Origin of the sequence: Klebsiella sp. AqSCr (genome assembly GCF_008452795.1) — a bacterium.
Taxonomy (GTDB): domain Bacteria; phylum Pseudomonadota; class Gammaproteobacteria; order Enterobacterales; family Enterobacteriaceae; genus Klebsiella; species Klebsiella pneumoniae.
This window is the reverse complement of the sequence record NZ_MJDM01000005.1, coordinates 1,756,965-1,774,889: the sequence shown is the minus strand read 5'-3', so window position 1 is coordinate 1,774,889 and position 17,925 is coordinate 1,756,965. Positions and strand designations below refer to the sequence as shown.

Here is a 17,925-nt window from a genome sequence, read left to right as displayed (position 1 = left end):
TTTTCCGCTTTTCGGCGGATGACAAGGAGTCGCTATGGCCGCAAATATCGTTTCTCCCGCGCAGAGCGGGCGGTTCTATTATGGCTGCGCCGGCGCCGCCGGGCTGCTGGCGGGCCTGGCGATCATATTCTGGTTTCCAGCCCTGGCCAGCTGGTGGCCGTCAGATCTGGTGCGTGTCTACCACGCCATGCCGTATGTTATGCGATTCGGGGTGGCGAGTGTCGCGGATATTCCGCTGGTGGCCTACGCCACCCTAACGCTGTCGGGCTTCGTGCTGGCCTTTTGTCATCCCGGTCACAGTAAACTGCCCATTGTTGCCTGGGCTGTGCATAACCAGCCCTCGCCGCGGGAGATGGTCGACTGGATCCTGCGCAGCTGGGTGTTGCAGTTCGGTTTTCTGGTGATCATTTTCTGGCGTTTCGCGTTTATGGGTAAGCTAAGCAGCGACAGGCTAATGCAGATCGTGGGCATCTTTAACGACGTATGCTATCTGGCCACGCTGGTGCTGGCTGGAATACTGCTGCGCGACGGCTGGCGCGACTTTCAGGGCGTTGCCGCACCGGCAGGGAATATTCGCATTCCGCTGATCTTTGCCCTGAGCTTTTATCTGCCGTTTCAGCTGGTATGGATTTTACTCAGTGCGCAGCAGTATGAGCTGCCGCTGTGGGGATGGCTGCTGCTGGTTCCGGCGATGGTCGGCGTGCTGTTAGCCCGCCTGGCGACGGTAGGGATAGCGCTGTGTTTCCGGCGCTGGCTGGGGACGCAGGGCTGTCTGCGCTGGCGCGGACCGCTGGCCTTATTTAGCGGCCTGACGGTGCTCTGTATTGGCGGCAATGCGGTGATTCGCCAGATCCTCAACATGATAAAATGACATAAAAAAAGGAAGCCGCGGCTTCCTTTTTGACATCAGTAAGAGATTAACGCTTCAGCGCGTCGCTCAGCTGCTCGCGCATGTTCGCCAGCATCGCTTTCACCACGCGCGGGTTACCGGCAACGATGTTGCCCGTCAGCATATAGTTATGACCGCCGGTGAAGTCGCAGACAATCGCGCCAGCTTCACGGGCGATCAGCTCGCCTGCGGCGAAATCCCATGGTTTCAGGGCGATCTCAAAGTAACCGTCAACGCGGCCGGCGGCCACATAGGCCAGATCCAGCGCGGCAGAGCCGGTGCGACGGAAGTCGGCACATTCGGTAAACATGTTGCCGAGAATATTCATGTAGGTGGTGGCGTGCTGCTTCGCTTTGAACGGGAAGCCGGTCGCGATAATGGTGCCGTCGAGGTCGCGAGCGTTGCTGCCGCGCAGACGGTAGCCGTTCAGCTGCGCGCCCTGGCCGCGGGTCGCGGTAAACAGTTCGTTACGCATCGGATCGTAGACCACCGCGACTTCAGTACGACCTTTGATGCGTACGGCGATGGAAACAGAGAAGTGCGGCAGACGTTTAACGAAGTTGGTGGTGCCATCCAGTGGATCGATAACCCATTGAACATCCTGCTCTTCGCCAGCGTGTTCACCGCTTTCTTCGGTGATAATGGTGTGCTGCGGGTAAGATTTGCGAATGGTTTCGATAATAATCGCTTCGGCGGCTTTATCGACGTTGGTCACAAAATCATTGCTGCCTTTCTGGCTGGTTTCTACGGTGTCTGGCGTTTCGTAGTGTTTGGCAATTAAATTACCCGCCTTGCGCGCGGCGCGCACGGCGATGTTCAGCATCGGATGCATCGGTCTCTCTCACTGGATGTTAAAGAACGGGAAAAAACGGCGCATATAATAGCAGCCAAATCTGCTTATGTCTCCGTTTTATGGTAGCATGCACGAATAATCTTTAGCCGAAGAACCATAATGCTGCAAAATATTCGAATCGTACTGGTAGAAACCTCCCATACCGGCAACATGGGCTCCGTAGCCCGCGCGATGAAAACCATGGGCTTAACTAACCTGTGGCTGGTCAATCCGCTGGTCAAACCCGATTCGCAGGCGATAGCCCTGGCCGCGGGCGCCAGCGACGTGATCGGCAACGCGCAGATTGTCGATACCCTTGATGAAGCGCTGGCAGGCTGTAGCCTGGTGGTTGGCACCAGCGCGCGCTCCCGCACGCTGCCGTGGCCGATGCTCGACCCGCGCGAATGCGGTCTGAAAAGCGTCGCCGAAGGTCAGCATGCGCCGGTGGCGCTGGTCTTTGGCCGCGAGCGCGTTGGTCTGACCAACGATGAACTGCAGAAGTGCCACTATCACGTGGCGATCGCCGCCAACCCGGAGTACAGCTCGCTGAACCTGGCGATGGCGGTGCAGGTTATCGCCTATGAAGTGCGGATGGCCTGGCTGGCGGCGCAGGAGCAAGCGCAGCCGGCGGTTGAGCATGAAGAGGCGCCGTACCCGCTGGTGGACGATCTGGAGCGATTCTACGACCATCTTGAGCAGACGCTGCTGGCGACGGGCTTTATCCGCCTGAATCATCCGGGGCAGGTGATGAACAAGCTGCGTCGTCTGTTCACCCGCGCGCGTCCGGAAAGCCAGGAGTTGAACATCCTGCGCGGCATGCTGGCGTCTATTGAGCAGCAGAATAAAGGTAAGTAACCGCGTTAACGCCGGATGGCGCTTCGCTTATCCGGGCTACGAATCGGGCTCGCCTGGCGGGATGAAGGTATCAGGCTATGCGGAAGTAAAACGGCACGGAAAGCCAAATACCTGACTAAAACAGTCAAGTAAATAGTTGACCAAATTACTCGGGAATGTCAGACTTGGCCCTGCTATGCAATACCCATATTAATAAAAAGCCCGGCCAGGGGCGAGTTTGAGGTTAAGTAAGACATGAGACTGACATCTAAAGGGCGTTATGCCGTGACCGCGATGCTTGACGTTGCGCTCAACTCTGAAACGGGCCCGGTGCCGTTGGCAGATATTTCAGAGCGTCAGGGAATTTCGCTTTCCTATCTGGAACAGCTGTTCTCTCGCCTGCGTAAAAATGGCCTGGTTTCCAGCGTTCGTGGCCCAGGTGGTGGTTATCTGTTAGGTAAAGATGCCGGCAGTATCGCCGTCGGCGAAGTCATTAGCGCCGTGGACGAATCCGTTGACGCCACCCGTTGCCAGGGCAAGGGCGGCTGTCAGGGCGGCGATAAATGCCTGACTCACGCGCTGTGGCGCGACCTGAGCGAGCGCCTGACCGGCTTCCTGAACAATATCACCCTCGGGGAACTGGTGAATAACCAGGAGATCCTCGATGTTTCCGGTCGTCAGCATCAGCACGAAACCCAGCGCAATGCGCGCACCCAGGACGCGATTGACGTTAAACTGCGCGCCTGAGTGACCCGTCCCGTTTCGGGCTGCGGCTGACAGGGCAAGGCGGCGCGAAACGGCGGGACAACGATTATAAAGAGCTTTCAGAATCAGGCCGGGATGCTCCGACATTCCGTGTACTCGGTCGTACATCAAGCCGGTTGCCTGATTCCTTGCATTGAGTGATGTACGGAGTTTAAGAGCAATGAAATTACCGATTTACCTCGATTACTCCGCAACCACGCCGGTGGACCCGCGTGTTGCCGAGAAAATGATGCAGTTCCTGACCATGGACGGGACCTTTGGTAACCCGGCCTCCCGTTCCCACCGTTTTGGCTGGCAGGCTGAAGAGGCGGTTGATATCGCCCGCAATCAGATTGCCGAGCTGGTCGGCGCCGACCCGCGCGAAATCGTCTTTACCTCTGGTGCGACTGAATCCGACAACCTGGCGATCAAGGGTGCAGCCAACTTTTATCAGAAAAAAGGCAAGCACATCATCACCAGCAAAACCGAGCATAAAGCGGTTCTGGATACCTGCCGTCAGCTGGAGCGCGAAGGCTTCGAAGTGACCTACCTGGCGCCGCAGAGCAACGGGATTATCGATCTGAAAGAGCTGGAAGCGGCGATGCGTGACGACACCATCCTGGTTTCCATCATGCATGTGAATAACGAAATCGGCGTGGTGCAGGATATCGCTACCATCGGCGAGATGTGTCGCGCCCGCGGTATCATTTACCACGTAGACGCCACCCAGAGCGTGGGCAAGCTGCCTATCGATCTGAGCCAGCTGAAAGTTGACCTGATGTCCTTCTCCGGTCACAAAATCTACGGTCCGAAAGGCATCGGCGCGCTGTACGTGCGCCGTAAGCCGCGTATTCGTATCGAAGCGCAAATCCACGGCGGCGGCCACGAGCGCGGTATGCGTTCCGGTACTCTGCCTGTTCACCAGATCGTCGGCATGGGTGAAGCTTACCGTATCGCCAAAGAAGAGATGGAAAGCGAGATGGCGCGTCTGCGCACGCTGCGCAACCGTCTGTGGAACGGCGTGAAGGATATGGAAGAAGTGTACCTCAACGGCGACCTCGAGCAGGGCGCGCCGAACATTCTCAACGTCAGCTTCAACTATGTTGAAGGCGAGTCGCTGATTATGGCGCTGAAAGACCTGGCGGTTTCCTCCGGTTCAGCCTGTACTTCCGCGAGCCTTGAGCCATCCTACGTGCTGCGCGCGTTAGGCATGACTGATGAACTGGCGCACAGTTCTATTCGTTTCTCTTTAGGTCGTTTCACTACCGAGGAAGAGATTGACTATGCCATCGATCTGATTCGCAAATCCATTGGCCGTCTGCGCGAGCTTTCTCCGCTGTGGGAAATGTTCAAACAGGGCGTGGATCTGAACAGCATTGAATGGTCACATCACTAATTCGGCACCAATAAGGAGAATTCATCATGGCTTACAGCGAAAAAGTTATCGATCATTACGAGAATCCGCGCAACGTCGGCTCTTTTGACAACAGCGACGAGAACGTCGGCAGCGGCATGGTCGGCGCGCCGGCCTGCGGCGACGTGATGAAGCTGCAGATTAAAGTCAACAATGAAGGTATCATTGAAGACGCGCGCTTCAAGACCTACGGCTGCGGTTCCGCTATCGCTTCCAGCTCCCTTGTTACCGAGTGGGTGAAGGGCAAATCGCTGGACGAAGCGCAGGCGATCAAGAACACCGATATCGCCGATGAACTGGAACTGCCGCCGGTGAAAATCCACTGCTCGATCCTGGCGGAAGACGCGATTAAAGCCGCGATTGCGGATTACAAAAGCAAACGTGAAGCAAAATAATTAGTTGAGGTTTTGTTATGTCGATTACTCTTAGCGACAGTGCAGCAGCGCGAGTCAATGCCTTCCTGGCGAACCGCGGTAAAGGGTTTGGCCTGCGCCTGGGCGTAAGAACCTCCGGCTGCTCGGGTATGGCCTATGTACTGGAGTTTGTTGACGAGCCGGCGGCTGAAGACACCGTGTTTGAAGACAAAGGCGTGAAGGTCGTGATCGACGGCAAAAGTCTGCAATTCCTCGACGGCACTCAGCTGGACTTCGTCAAAGAAGGCCTCAACGAAGGGTTCAAATTCACTAACCCTAACGTCAAAGATGAGTGCGGCTGCGGCGAAAGCTTTAACGTATAATCGGTACTCCTCAACCCCACCGCGGTCACGCCGCGCGTGGGGTTTTAATTTAGATGCATGACCCTGAGGTTACTATGGACTATTTCACCCTCTTCGGGTTACCAGCCAGCTATACCCTCTCGCTTGAACAACTGGCTGTCCGGTATCAGGATCTGCAGCGCCAGTACCATCCGGATAAATTTGCCAGCGCGCCTGCGGCGGAACAGCTTGCGGCGGTTCAGCATTCCGCCACTATAAACCAGGCCTGGCAGACGCTGCGCCATCCGCTGACTCGCGCAGAATATCTCCTTTCGCTGCATGGCTTCGATCTGGCCAGCGAGCAGCATACCGTTCGCGATACCGCGTTCCTGATGGAACAGCTGGAATTGCGCGAAGAGCTGGATGAGATCGGCCAGGCGAAAGACGACGCGCGGCTGGGAGGTTTTATCAAACGGGTGAAAGCGCTGTTTGATACCCGTCAGCAGCTGATGGTTGACCAATTGCATAATGAGAGCTGGGAGGCGGCGGCGGACACGGTTCGTAAGCTCCGTTTCCTCGATAAACTGCGCAGCAGTGCTGAAGAACTCGAAGAAAAACTGCTCGATTTTTAATTTTCGGAAGCAATTATGGCCTTATTACAAATTAGTGAGCCCGGCCTGAGCGCCGCGCCGCACCAGCGTCGTCTGGCGGCCGGTATCGACCTGGGCACCACCAATTCTCTGGTGGCTACCGTGCGTAGCGGCCAGGCCGAGACTCTGCCCGATCATCAAGGCCGCTATCTGCTGCCGTCGGTGGTGAACTACCACGCTTCGGGGCTGACCGTCGGCCATGACGCCCGGCTTAACGCCGCTCAGGATCCTGCCAATACCATCAGCTCCGTGAAGCGGATGATGGGGCGCTCCCTCGCCGATATTCAAAACCGTTACCCGCATCTGCCGTATCAGCTGCAGGCCAGTGAAAACGGCCTGCCGATGATCCAGACGGCCGGCGGCCTGCTGAACCCGATTCGCGTCTCCGCCGATATCCTCAAAGCGCTGGCCGCCCGGGCGACCGAAGCGCTGGCCGGCGAACTCGACGGCGTGGTCATTACCGTTCCCGCTTACTTCGATGACGCTCAGCGCCAGGGAACCAAAGACGCGGCGCGTCTGGCGGGCCTGCACGTGCTGCGCCTCCTCAATGAGCCGACCGCGGCGGCTATTGCCTACGGCCTCGACTCCGGCCAGGAAGGGGTGATTGCGGTCTACGATCTCGGCGGCGGCACCTTTGATATCTCCATTCTGCGTTTAAGCCGCGGGGTGTTTGAAGTGCTGGCCACCGGCGGCGACTCGGCTCTCGGCGGCGATGATTTCGATCACCTGCTGGCTGACTACCTGCGCGAGCAGGCGGGCTTCAGCGACCGCAGCGATAACCGTCTGCAGCGTGAGCTGCTGGATGCCGCCATCGCGGCGAAAATCGCCTTGAGCGATGCCGAGGCAGCGCACGTCGAGGTCGGCGGCTGGCAGGGCGATATCACCCGCAGCCAGTTTAACGATCTGATTGCCCCGCTGGTAAAACGTACCCTGATGGCCTGCCGTCGGGCGCTAAAAGACGCTGGCGTTGAAGCGCAAGAAGTGCTGGAAGTGGTGATGGTCGGCGGTTCGACCCGCGTGCCGCTGGTGCGTGAGCGCGTTGGCGAGTTCTTCGGTCGCACTCCGCTGACCTCCATTGACCCGGACAAAGTTGTCGCCATCGGCGCGGCGATCCAGGCCGATATCCTGGTGGGCAACAAGCCGGACAGCGAACTGCTGCTGCTCGACGTTATCCCGCTGTCGTTAGGCCTGGAAACCATGGGCGGCCTGGTGGAGAAAGTGATCCCGCGTAATACCACCATTCCGGTGGCCCGCGCGCAGGAGTTTACCACCTTCAAAGATGGCCAGACGGCGATGTCCATTCACGTGATGCAGGGCGAGCGTGAGCTGGTCCAGGATTGCCGTTCGCTGGCGCGCTTTGCGCTGCGCGGTATCCCGGCGCTGCCGGCGGGCGGGGCGCATATTCGCGTTACCTTCCAGGTGGATGCCGATGGCCTGCTGAGCGTTACGGCGATGGAAAAATCGACCGGCGTAGAAGCCTCCATCCAGGTGAAACCGTCTTACGGTCTGACCGATGGCGAAATCGCCACCATGATTAAAGATTCGATGAGCTACGCCGAACAGGATATTCAGGCGCGCATGCTGGCTGAACAGAAAGTGGAAGCCGCGCGCGTACTGGAGAGCCTGACAAGCGCGCTGGCCGCCGACGCCGCGCTGTTAAGCGCCGCGGAGCGTCAGGCCATCGATGCCGCTGCGGAGCAGGTACGCGCCGCCGCGGCAGGCGACGACGCTGACGCGATTAAAGAAGCGATTAAAAATATCGACACACAAACCCAGGAATTCGCCGCTCGCCGTATGGATCAGTCGGTCCGTATCGCGCTGAAAGGCCAATCCGTGGACGAGGTTTAAAATGCCAAAAATTGTATTTCTGCCCCACCAGGACCTGTGTCCGGATGGCATCGTTGTGGAAGCTGAGACCGGTGAAACCATTCTCGATGCCGCGCTGCGTAGCGGTATCGAAATTGAACACGCCTGCGAAAAATCCTGTGCCTGCACCACCTGCCACTGCATCGTGCGTGAAGGCTTTGACTCGCTGGCGGAAAGTAGCGAAGATGAAGACGATATGCTGGATAAAGCCTGGGGGCTGGAACCTGACAGCCGTCTGAGCTGCCAGGCGCGCGTCACCGACGAAGATCTGGTCGTTGAGATCCCGCGTTACACCATCAACCACGCACGCGAGCACTAATATGGCACTGAAATGGACCGACAGTCGCGAAATCGGCGAGGCCTTGTATGACGCTTACCCGGATCTCGACCCGAAAACCGTTCGCTTTACCGACATGCATCAGTGGATTTGCGATTTGGAAGAGTTTGATGATGATCCAAACGCATCCAATGAAAAAATTCTCGAGGCGATTCTGCTAGTCTGGCTAGACGAGGCCGAATAATTTCGCGTTAAGCGAAAACATTTTAACGGGCTGCCATAGGGTGGCCCGTTTGCTAAGAAGGATAATGATAATGACCGAAGCTATGAAGATTACGCTTTCTACTCAGCCAGCCGATGGACGCTGGGGAGAAAAAGCGACCTGGAGCATCAATAACGACGGCATCGCTCTACATCTCAACGGTAAAGACGACCTCGGGCTTATCCAGCGCGCGGCGCGCAAAATTGACGGCATGGGCATCAAGCACGTCGCCCTGAGCGGCGAAGGCTGGAACACCGATCGCGCCTGGGCCTTTTGGGCCGGCTATAAAGGGCCGAAAGGTCAGCGTCAGGTCGAATGGCCATCCCTTGACGACGCGCAGCGCAGCGAGCTGGATAACCGCCTGACGATCATCGACTGGGTGCGCGACACCATCAATGCGCCGGCTGAAGAGCTGGGTCCGGAGCAGCTGGCGCAGCGCGCTGTCGACCTGCTGTGCGGCGTGGCGGGTGAGAAGATAAGCTATCGCATCACCAAAGGCGAAGATCTGCGCGAGCAGGGCTATCTTGGTCTGCATACCGTGGGCCGCGGCTCCGAGCGCCCGCCGGTTCTGCTGGCGCTGGACTATAACCCGACCGGCGATAAAGAGGCGCCGGTATACGCCTGCCTGGTGGGCAAAGGCATCACCTTTGATTCCGGCGGCTACAGCATCAAGCAAAGCGCCTTTATGGATTCGATGAAATCCGATATGGGCGGTGCGGCGACTATCACCGGCGCGCTGGCTTTTGCCATTACCCGTGGGCTGAACAAACGCGTGAAGCTGTTCCTGTGCTGCGCCGACAACCTGATCAGCGGTAACGCCTTCAAACTGGGCGATATTATTCATTATCGCAACGGCAAAACCGTTGAAGTTATGAACACTGACGCGGAAGGCCGCCTGGTGCTGGCGGATGGCCTGATTGACGCCTCGGCGCAGAAGCCAGAGCTGATCATCGACGCCGCCACCCTGACCGGCGCGGCGAAAACCGCGTTGGGCAATGATTACCACGCGCTGTTCAGCTTTGACGATGCGCTGGCGAATCGCCTGCTGGCGAGCGCTCAGGCGGAAAACGAAGCCTTCTGGCGTCTGCCGCTGGCCGAGTTCCACCGCAACCAGCTGCCGTCCAACTTTGCTGACCTGAACAACACCGGTAGCGCGGCCTATCCGGCCGGCGCCAGCACCGCGGCGGGCTTCCTGTCCCACTTCGTGGAAAACTACCATCAGGGTTGGCTGCATATCGACTGTTCGGCAACCTACCGCAAATCTGCCGTTGAGCAGTGGTCGGCGGGCGCCACCGGGCTTGGCGTGCGTACCATTGCTAACCTGCTGACAGCTGAGTAATGGCCTTGCCGGGTGGCTCCCGCGCTTACCCGGCCAGGAAAACCATATGCCCGCGTGGACGAATGGCCGCCGGGCAATTCATTGTGAAGTAGCCAAACTATGTCAGATACAAAAAATGAATTAGAAACCCTGCTGGAAAAAGCGGCGACTGAGCCCGCCCATCGTCCGGCATTTTTCAGCGCGCTGCTGGAGGCCACCGTCTGGGTGCCGGGCAGGGCAGCCGATGGCGAGCAGATTGTCGAAGATAGCGCGCTGGATCTGCAGCATTGGGAAAAAGACGACGGTACCTCGGTGATCCCATTCTTTACCTCGCTGGAGGCGCTGCAGCAGGCGGTGGCGGATGAACAGGCCTTCGTGATGATGCCGGCCCGCACGCTGATGGCGATGACGCTGGGCGAATCGTTATTCCTCAACCCGAAGCTGCCGAGCGGCAAAGAGTTCACCCCACGGGAAATCAGCCATCTGTTAGGCGAAGAAGGCAGCCCACTGAGCACCCAGACGGTACTGGAAGGCGGCGAAGCGCTGCTGCTGTCTGAAGTCGCCGAACCGCCGGCGCAGATGGTCGATTCGCTGACCACGTTGTTCAAAACGCTGAAGACCGTCAAGCGGGCGTTTCTGTGCTCGATTAAAGAGCGCGCCGACGCGCCGGCAAACTTATTGATCGGGATTGAAGCGGAAGGAGATATTGAAGCCATTATCCAGACCACCGGCAGCGTGGCCACCGATACCTTGCCAGGCGACGAACCGATCGATATTTGCCAGGTGGTGGAAGGCGAGAAGGGCATCAGCCACTTTATGATTGCCCATATCACGCCGTTCTATGAAAAGCGCTGGGGCAGCTTCCTGCGCGATTTTAAGCAGAACCGCATCATCTGACAGCGGGGGCGGCAGCCCCCGCTGTTTCTTTCTGCTTCCAGTTCGAGGCACAAAAGCGGGGTGGCAAAAGCTAATGCAGGGCGGCAAAGATTCGCGGATAGGCAGACACCATGTGATAGAGGAGAAATCCCGTCACGCACAGTGTGACAATGCCGTTGAAGAGCGCCATATCCCCGCGCCAGGCCCGGCACCTCTCTTCGCCCAGCAGAGAACGTAGCGCTGCCACCAGCCCGCCGACCAGCATAAACGCCAGTAACACCCCTGCCATTTGCGCGATAACAATGTACCAGCCCAGCGGCGTATTCACGCCCCGGGCGCTCATCAGCGCGATCTGCGCCGGCAAAATCGTCTGGAACCCGAGGGTAAGTATCATGAGAAGACGCAGGTCCGCCAGCTGAGCGTCGAACGTGCGGGCCAGGCGCCGGGCGTCACGCAGGAGCAGCACCCCTGACGCCACCGCCGCGGCAACGCTGATGTGCTGGAGAATAAAAATGTATAACGCCAGGGTTCCGGATGGGACCCGGGACAAAAAGAACAGATTGCAAAAGACCATGACCAGCAGGCCAAATTTTGTGACCCAGGCACGGAATACCTCGCCGGGCCAGCGTCGGCTTGACGCTGGGTTATGCATCATCCACGCGGCAAGGGTCGACTTACCGTAACCGGGCGCGAGCAGCACCATCAGAAAACCCAGCAGCGCCTGATGGCAATAGGTGACTAACGGAACGTCTTCGAGAGTGACCCCGAGAAAGCGGGTATACACGGAGACTGGCGCAGGCACCAGGCTTAGCCATGTCCGGTTCCATTGCGGCCAAAAATAAAGGATCGCGCCGCCTGCCAGCAGGCCAGCTATACCTCCCAGCCAGGGAAGGCGCGGTGAATAAGCCGAATGTGGGTTAGAGACTAATGCCATTTTCACTCCTTGTGGTGACATCAGATTGGGATGGACTGGATGCGCTATCAGCCCTGAGGAATTCTGTACCAGTGCTCTGCCTCCTCATCAGGCAAAGCGAACTCGACAGGTACAAGCCCTGCGGCAGCACAGAGTAACCGGTTTAGCGAGAAGCAGAAGAAAGTGGGAGAGAAAATCAGAAATTATTTAGTGACCGCGGAACGGGAGGCCCGCGGTCACGCCGTGTTTACGGAGCGGCAGGGGCCGGTTCAATCGGCAGATCGCTCCGCGCGCCCCATTCGCTCCAGGAGCCGTCATACAGGCAGACGCCGTTCACGCCAAGCGTGGTGAGCGCCAGCACGACCACCGCCGCCGTCACCCCCGAGCCGCAGCTGGCGATGATCGGCCGTTCAAAATCGACACCCTGACGTAAAAAGATGTCGTTCAGCTCGTCAACGGTTTTCAGTTCGCCGTTAATCACCAGATCCGTCCACGGTACGTTCAGCGCGCCGGGGATATGCCCGCGGCGCAGGCCCGGGCGCGGTTCGTCGGCCTGGCCGTTAAACCGGGCCGCCGGACGGGCATCGACAATCTGCGCCGATCCTTCATGGCTGACCAACAGGACGTCGGTCAGACGCTTAATTTGCTGAGGATCGAACCGCACGTCGAATTCCCCTTCGGCCACCTCCGGCATCCCTTGTTCCAGCGGCAGTTCGTCGCGCCGCCAGCCCTCCAGTCCGCCGGCCAGAATTGACACCTTCTCTACGCCAAAGGTGCGTAGCATCCACCACGCGCGCGGGGCGGAAAACAGATTGCCTTCGTCATAGACCACCAGATGCTTATCGCTGCAGACGCCCAGTTCGCGCATGGCGACGGCAAACGCTTCGGCCCGCGGCATCATATGCGGCAGCGGACTGGTGTGGTCGGATAGCGCCTCGATATCGAAAAACAGCGCGTTCGGCACATGGCCGGCGCGGTATTCCGCGGCCATATCCCGCAGGGCCTCCTGCCCGGCGGGCGCCATGCGGGCGTCGATAATCTGAATTTCCGGGTCATCAATATGTTCTGCCAGCCAGTCGGCAGCGACAAAAAACGAGGTGGACATAGGTGCCTCCGTTTTATTATTCATGACTGAATTGTCGGCGTTTTAGCTGGCGCTGACAAGTTAAGGACGCCAGAGTGGGGACGGCGTCACGGCACTTTTCTGATTAATCGGCAGAAACCCGCTTCGTCACTGTTGAGAAGCGCCGCCATAACGCATAATAAATGTGACAAATTGCATCAGGCTCATCGGCCGAGGGGTTAGAAGGATGAAACCATTTCGTTTAGCGGCGCTATCACTAGCGCTCCTTACCGCATTTTCATTAACCGGGTGTGATGACAGCGGTACACCGCAGGCCTCGGCCCCGGCGCCAGCCGCGGATAGCAACCCAGGCGCGACGGCAAAACCGGACCGCGCCCAGCTGGCGGCGCTGGCGGAAAAAAGCCAGGGTAAAGCGCTGACGCTCCTCGACGCCTCGGAGGTGCAACTGGATGGCGCCGCGACCCTGGTGCTGACGTTTTCCGTCCCGCTGCAGCCGGACCAGGATTTCTCCCGCAGCGTGCATCTGGTCGACAAGAAAAGCGGTAAGGTGGACGGTGCCTGGGAGCTGGCGCCGAATCTGAAAGAGCTGCGTCTGCGTCACCTTGAGCCAAAGCGCGAGCTGATTGTCTCGGTCGACCCGACGCTGACCGCCCTGAACAAGGCGACGCTCGATAAACCGTTTGAGAAGACCCTGACCACTCGCGATATCGCACCGAGCGTTGGGTTTGCCAGCCGCGGCTCGCTGCTGCCGGGCAACGTGGTCGCCGGGCTGCCGGTGATGGCGCTTAACGTCGATAATGTCGACGTTAATTTCTTCCGCATTAAGCCGGAATCGCTCTCCGCCTTTGTCAGTCAGTGGGAATACCGTAACTCGTTAAGCAACTGGGAATCTGATGAACTGCTGAAGATGGCGGATCTGGTCTATACCGGCCGCTTCGATCTCAACCCGGCGCGTAATACTCGCGAAAAGCTGCTGCTGCCGCTGAGCGATATCAAGCCGCTCCAGCAGCCTGGCGTCTACGTGGCGGTCATGAACCCGGCGGGCCGTTATAGCTACAGCAACGCGGCGACGCTGTTTACCCTCAGCGATATCGGCGTCTCGGCGCATCGCTACCATAACCGGCTGGACGTTTTTACCCAGAGTCTGGAAAACGGCGCCGCCCAGTCGGGCATTGAGGTGCAGTTGCTCAATGCCAAAGGGCAGACCCTGGCGGAAGCGAAAAGCGACAGCCAGGGCCACGTCACCCTGCAAACCGATAAAGAAGCCGCGCTGCTGCTGGCGCGCAAAGAGGGGCAGACCACGCTCCTCGACCTCAAGCTGCCGGCGCTGGATCTGGCGGAATTCTCTATCGCAGGCGCGCCCGGCTTTAGCAAACAGTTCTTTATGTTTGGCCCGCGCGATCTCTATCGTCCCGGCGAAACGGTGATCCTTAATGCGCTGTTGCGCGATAGCGACGGCAAGCCGCTGGCGGAGCAGCCGGTGAAACTGGAGGTGGTTCAGCCAGACGGCCAGGTGATCCGCTCGGTGATGAGCAAACCAGTGAATGGCCTGTATCAGTTTACTTATCCGCTCGACAGCGGCGCGGCTACCGGCATGTGGCACATTCGCGCCAGCGCCGGCGACAATCAACCGCGCGAATGGGATTTCCACGTTGAAGACTTTATGCCGGAACGCATGGCCCTGAACCTGACGCCGCAGGCCGCGCCAGTCGCGCCGGATGCCGACGTCACCTTTGGCGTTAGCGGCGCTTATCTCTACGGCGCGCCGGCCAGCGGCAACCAGCTGCAGGGCAAGCTGTTCCTGCGCCCGCTGCGCGACGCCGTCGCTGCGCTGCCGGGCTTCCAGTTCGGCGATATTGCGGAAGAAAACCTCTCCCGTAGTCTGGATGAAGTCCAGCTGACGCTGGACGAAAAAGGCCATGGCGAAGTGACCACCTCAAGCCAGTGGCAGGATAGCCATTCGCCGCTGCAGGTGGTGCTGCAGGCCAGCCTGCTGGAATCCGGCGGTCGCCCGGTGACCCGTACGGTTAAGCAGCCGATCTGGCCCGCCGAGGCGCTGCCGGGGATCCGCCCGCAATTTACGCTGAAGGACGTTTACGATTACCGCACCGATACCACCGTCAAACAGCCGGTGGTGGATGAAAACAGTAACGCCGCGTTTGATATCGTCTATGCCGACGTCAAAGGCGAGAAAAAAGCGATCTCCGGTCTCCAGGTGCGGCTGATCCGCGAGCGGCGCGACTACTACTGGAACTGGTCCGACAGCGAAGGCTGGCAGTCGCAGTTCGATCAAAAAGATCTGCAGGAGGGCGAGGAGTCGCTGGACCTGCAGGCCGGCCAGATCGGCAAAGTGAGCTTCCCGGTGGAGTGGGGATCCTATCGCCTGGAGGTGAAAGGACCGGACGACGTGGTCAGCAGCGTGCGCTTCTGGGCGGGCTACAGCTGGCAGGATAACAGCGAAGGCGCCGGCGCGGCGCGTCCTGACCGGGTCACCATGAAGCTGGATAAACCGAGCTATAAACCGGGCGACACCATCAGGCTGCACATCGCCGCCCCGGCGGCGGGTAAAGGCTACGCAATGGTGGAATCCAGCGAAGGGCCGCTGTGGTGGCAGGAAATTGACGTCCCGGCGGAGGGGATGGACCTGTCGATCCCGGTGGATAAAACCTGGAATCGCCACGACCTCTACCTCAGCACGCTGGTGGTTCGTCCCGGCGATAAATCCCGCTCGGCGACGCCGAAACGCGCGGTGGGCCTGCTGCATCTGCCGCTGGGCGATGAAAACCGTCGCCTGACGCTGGCGCTGGAGGCCCCGGACAAAATACGCCCCAACCAGCCGCTGACGGTGAAAGTGAAAGCCAGCGTCAAAGAGGGCGAGGCGCCGAAACAGGTCAATGTCCTGCTCTCGGCGGTGGATAGCGGGGTACTGAATATCACCGATTACGCTACCCCGGATCCGTGGAACGCCTTCTTTGGCCAGAAGCGTTACGGCGCAGATATCTATGACATCTACGGCCAGGTGATCGAAGGGCAGGGGCGGGTGGCCAGCCTGCGCTTCGGCGGCGATGGCGACGAGTTAAAACGCGGCGGCAAACCGCCGGTCAACCACGTGACGATCGTCGCCCAGCAGGCGCAGCCGGTGGTATTGAACGATCAGGGCGAAGGCACGGTGACGTTACCCATTGGCGATTTTAACGGCGAGCTGCGGGTGATGGCCCAGGCGTGGACGGCGGATGACTTCGGCAGCAGCGAAGATAAAGTGGTGGTGGCCGCCCCGGTCATCGCCGAACTGAACACCCCGCGCTTCCTCGCCAGCGGCGATACCACACGGCTGGCGCTGGATCTCAGCAATCTGACCGATAAACCGCAAACCCTGCAGGTTCATCTTACCGCCAGCGGGCTGGTGACCTTGACCGAGGGTCAACTGCCGCCGGTACAGCTGGCGCCGGGGGCGCGCAGCACGCTGTTTATACCAGTGAGCGCGCTGACGGGCTTCGGCGATGGTCAGGTTAATGCCACCATCAGCGGCCTGAGCCTGCCGGGCGAAACCTTCGCCCCGCTGCAAAAACAGTGGAAAATCGGCGTGCGTCCGGCGTACCCGGCACAGACCGTCAACAGCGGTGCAGTGCTGCAGCCAGGTGAAAGCTGGCAGCCGCCGGCGGCGCAGAGCCAGGGCTTTGCCCCGCAAACGCTGCAGGGCCAACTGCTGCTCAGCGGTAAACCACCGTTGAATCTCGCCCGCTATATCCGCGAGCTGAAAGCCTATCCTTACGGCTGCCTTGAGCAGACCGCCAGCGGCCTGTTCCCGTCCCTGTATACCAGCGCGGCGCAGCTAAAGGCGCTGGGCATTAGCGGGGACAGCGACGAAAAACGCCGCGCGGCCATCGATGTCGGTATTTCACGCCTGCTGCAGATGCAGCTGGAAAACGGCGGCTTTGCGCTATGGGATAGAGAGGGGCCGGAAGAGTACTGGCTGACCGCCTACGCCATGGACTTCCTCGTGCGCGCCAGCGAGCAGGGCTATAGCGTACCGGTCAACGCCATTAATAAAGGCAACGAGCGCCTGCTGCGCTATCTGCAGGAGCCGGGCCTGATGACCGTGCGCTACAGCGACGACGCCCAGGCCAGCCGCTTTGCCGCTCAGGCCTATGCCGCGCTGGTGCTGGCGCGTCAGCAAAAAGCGCCGCTCGGCGCCTTGCGTGAAATCTGGAGCCGTCACGACCAGGCGCGATCTGGCTTGCCGCTGCTGCAGCTCGGCATTGCGCTGAAAACCATGGGCGATGCGCCGCGCGGCGACGCCGCCCTGAAGCTGGCGGTTGCCACCCCGCGCCAGGATGAGAATCGTTGGCTGGGCGATTACGGTAGCCCGCTGCGCGATAACGCCCTGAAGCTGGCGCTGCTGGAAGAGAATAAGCTGCTGCCGGAGGTGCAAACTCAGCTGTTGAGCACGCTGTCGGAAGAGGCCTATGGCCAGCGCTGGCTGTCGACCCAGGAAACCAACGCCTTGTTCCTTGCCGGACGTACGCTGGCGGACCTGCCGGGCAGCTGGCAGGCGCAAACCTCGCTGCAGGCGGAGCCGCTGGCCGGCGACAAAGCGCAAACCCGCAACCTCGACGGCGATCGGCTGGCGGCGCTGCAGGTGAGTAATACCGGCAGTCAGCCGCTGTGGCTGCGTCTCGACAGCAGCGGCTATCCGCAAAGCGCGCCGCAGCCGGGCGGTAACGTCCTGGGGATTGAACGCACTATTTTCGATACCCAGGGGCAGCAGAAATCGCTGTCTTCACTGCGCAGCGGCGAACTGGTGCTCGTCAAGCTGGAGGTGACCGCCAAACGCAACGTGCCTGACGCGCTGGTGGTTGATCTGTTGCCAGCCGGTCTGGAGCTGGAAAACCAGAATCTGGCCAACAGCAGCGCCAGCCTGCAGGAGAATGGCGACGCGGTGCAAAACCTGCTTAACCAGATGCAGCAGGCGGATATTCAGCATATCGAGTTCCGCGATGACCGTTTCGTCGCCGCCGTCGCTGTCAATGAAGGCCAGCCGGTGACGCTGGTCTATCTGGCGCGGGCGGTGACGCCGGGCACTTATCAGGTCCCGCAGCCGCAGGTGGAATCGATGTATGCGCCGCAGTGGCGGGCGACAGGAGCGGCCAGCGGTCCGCTCACCGTGACGCCGTAAATGCGCGTATTGCCTCGGGTAAAACGCCGCTGGCGCTGGCTGGCGGCGTTTATTTTTCTGTTGTGGCTGGCGGTGCTGGCGGCCGATCGCCTGTGG

The 17,925-nt window shown here is 59.6% G+C and carries 17 protein-coding genes; 14 read left to right on the top strand and 3 right to left on the bottom strand.

The window, feature by feature from the left end:
- Positions 1-34 precede the first annotated feature (34 nt).
- Positions 35-871, top strand: a complete 837-nt coding sequence (locus BHE81_RS12595; RefSeq protein WP_021440564.1) for a hypothetical protein — start codon at positions 35-37, stop codon at positions 869-871.
- 46 nt (positions 872-917) lie between these two features.
- Here the strand turns inward: BHE81_RS12595 and suhB are convergent, their stop codons facing one another.
- Positions 918-1,721, bottom strand: a complete 804-nt coding sequence (suhB, locus tag BHE81_RS12590; RefSeq protein ID WP_002913995.1) for an inositol-1-monophosphatase — start codon at positions 1,719-1,721, stop codon at positions 918-920.
- Positions 1,722-1,841: 120 nt separating this feature from the next.
- On the opposite strand from suhB, the gene trmJ reads away from it, so the two are divergent.
- The 11 genes from trmJ (at position 1,842) to sseB (ending at position 10,677) form a co-directional block, all read left to right on the top strand.
- On the top strand, positions 1,842-2,576 hold the full coding sequence (gene trmJ, locus BHE81_RS12585) for a tRNA (cytosine(32)/uridine(32)-2'-O)-methyltransferase TrmJ (RefSeq protein ID WP_004185116.1): 735 nt from the start codon (positions 1,842-1,844) through the stop codon (positions 2,574-2,576).
- Positions 2,577-2,810: 234 nt separating this feature from the next.
- Complete coding sequence (gene iscR, locus BHE81_RS12580; protein WP_002913993.1) at positions 2,811-3,302, top strand: Fe-S cluster assembly transcriptional regulator IscR; 492 nt, start codon at positions 2,811-2,813, stop codon at positions 3,300-3,302.
- Positions 3,303-3,480: 178 nt separating this feature from the next.
- Positions 3,481-4,695 carry a cysteine desulfurase gene (gene iscS / locus BHE81_RS12575; protein ID WP_002913992.1) on the top strand — a complete coding sequence of 405 codons (1,215 nt, stop codon included), beginning with the start codon at positions 3,481-3,483 and terminating at the stop codon, positions 4,693-4,695.
- A 26-nt stretch (positions 4,696-4,721) separates the two neighbouring features.
- Positions 4,722-5,108: a Fe-S cluster assembly scaffold IscU gene (gene iscU / locus BHE81_RS12570; protein WP_002913991.1), complete on the top strand. Its 387-nt coding sequence runs from the start codon at positions 4,722-4,724 to the stop codon at positions 5,106-5,108.
- Positions 5,109-5,125: 17 nt separating this feature from the next.
- On the top strand, positions 5,126-5,449 hold the full coding sequence (iscA, locus tag BHE81_RS12565; RefSeq protein WP_002913979.1) for an iron-sulfur cluster assembly protein IscA: 324 nt from the start codon (positions 5,126-5,128) through the stop codon (positions 5,447-5,449).
- A gap of 74 nt (positions 5,450-5,523) precedes the next feature.
- Positions 5,524-6,039 carry a co-chaperone HscB gene (gene hscB / locus BHE81_RS12560; RefSeq protein WP_023342652.1) on the top strand — a complete coding sequence of 172 codons (516 nt, stop codon included), beginning with the start codon at positions 5,524-5,526 and terminating at the stop codon, positions 6,037-6,039.
- A 15-nt stretch (positions 6,040-6,054) separates the two neighbouring features.
- Positions 6,055-7,905 (top strand): Fe-S protein assembly chaperone HscA, encoded by a 1,851-nt coding sequence (gene hscA / locus BHE81_RS12555; RefSeq protein WP_023342653.1) that lies wholly within the window; start codon positions 6,055-6,057, stop codon positions 7,903-7,905.
- Between the two features lies 1 nt (position 7,906).
- Positions 7,907-8,242 carry an ISC system 2Fe-2S type ferredoxin gene (gene fdx / locus BHE81_RS12550; protein WP_002913956.1) on the top strand — a complete coding sequence of 112 codons (336 nt, stop codon included), beginning with the start codon at positions 7,907-7,909 and terminating at the stop codon, positions 8,240-8,242.
- Between the two features lies 1 nt (position 8,243).
- Positions 8,244-8,444, top strand: coding sequence for a Fe-S cluster assembly protein IscX (gene iscX, locus BHE81_RS12545; protein ID WP_002913954.1), 201 nt, complete (start codon positions 8,244-8,246; stop codon positions 8,442-8,444).
- 70 nt (positions 8,445-8,514) lie between these two features.
- On the top strand, positions 8,515-9,801 hold the full coding sequence (pepB, locus tag BHE81_RS12540) for an aminopeptidase PepB (RefSeq protein WP_004185110.1): 1,287 nt from the start codon (positions 8,515-8,517) through the stop codon (positions 9,799-9,801).
- 99 nt (positions 9,802-9,900) lie between these two features.
- Entirely contained in the window at positions 9,901-10,677 is a 777-nt protein-coding gene (gene sseB, locus BHE81_RS12535; protein ID WP_002913952.1) for an enhanced serine sensitivity protein SseB, read from the top strand.
- Positions 10,678-10,747: 70 nt separating this feature from the next.
- Here sseB and BHE81_RS12530 read toward each other — a convergent pair whose 3' ends face one another.
- Together BHE81_RS12530 and sseA are read right to left on the bottom strand one after the other, a co-directional pair.
- Positions 10,748-11,590, bottom strand: coding sequence for a hypothetical protein (locus BHE81_RS12530; protein ID WP_004174837.1), 843 nt, complete (start codon positions 11,588-11,590; stop codon positions 10,748-10,750).
- A 226-nt stretch (positions 11,591-11,816) separates the two neighbouring features.
- Positions 11,817-12,674 (bottom strand): 3-mercaptopyruvate sulfurtransferase, encoded by an 858-nt coding sequence (gene sseA, locus BHE81_RS12525; protein WP_002913950.1) that lies wholly within the window; start codon positions 12,672-12,674, stop codon positions 11,817-11,819.
- 205 nt (positions 12,675-12,879) lie between these two features.
- On the opposite strand from sseA, the gene BHE81_RS12520 reads away from it, so the two are divergent.
- Both BHE81_RS12520 and BHE81_RS28740 read left to right on the top strand, forming a co-directional pair.
- Positions 12,880-17,829: an alpha-2-macroglobulin family protein gene (locus BHE81_RS12520; RefSeq protein ID WP_023342654.1), complete on the top strand. Its 4,950-nt coding sequence runs from the start codon at positions 12,880-12,882 to the stop codon at positions 17,827-17,829.
- On the top strand, positions 17,830-17,925 hold a 96-nt coding region (locus BHE81_RS28740), incomplete at its 3' end, for a hypothetical protein (protein ID WP_228268727.1).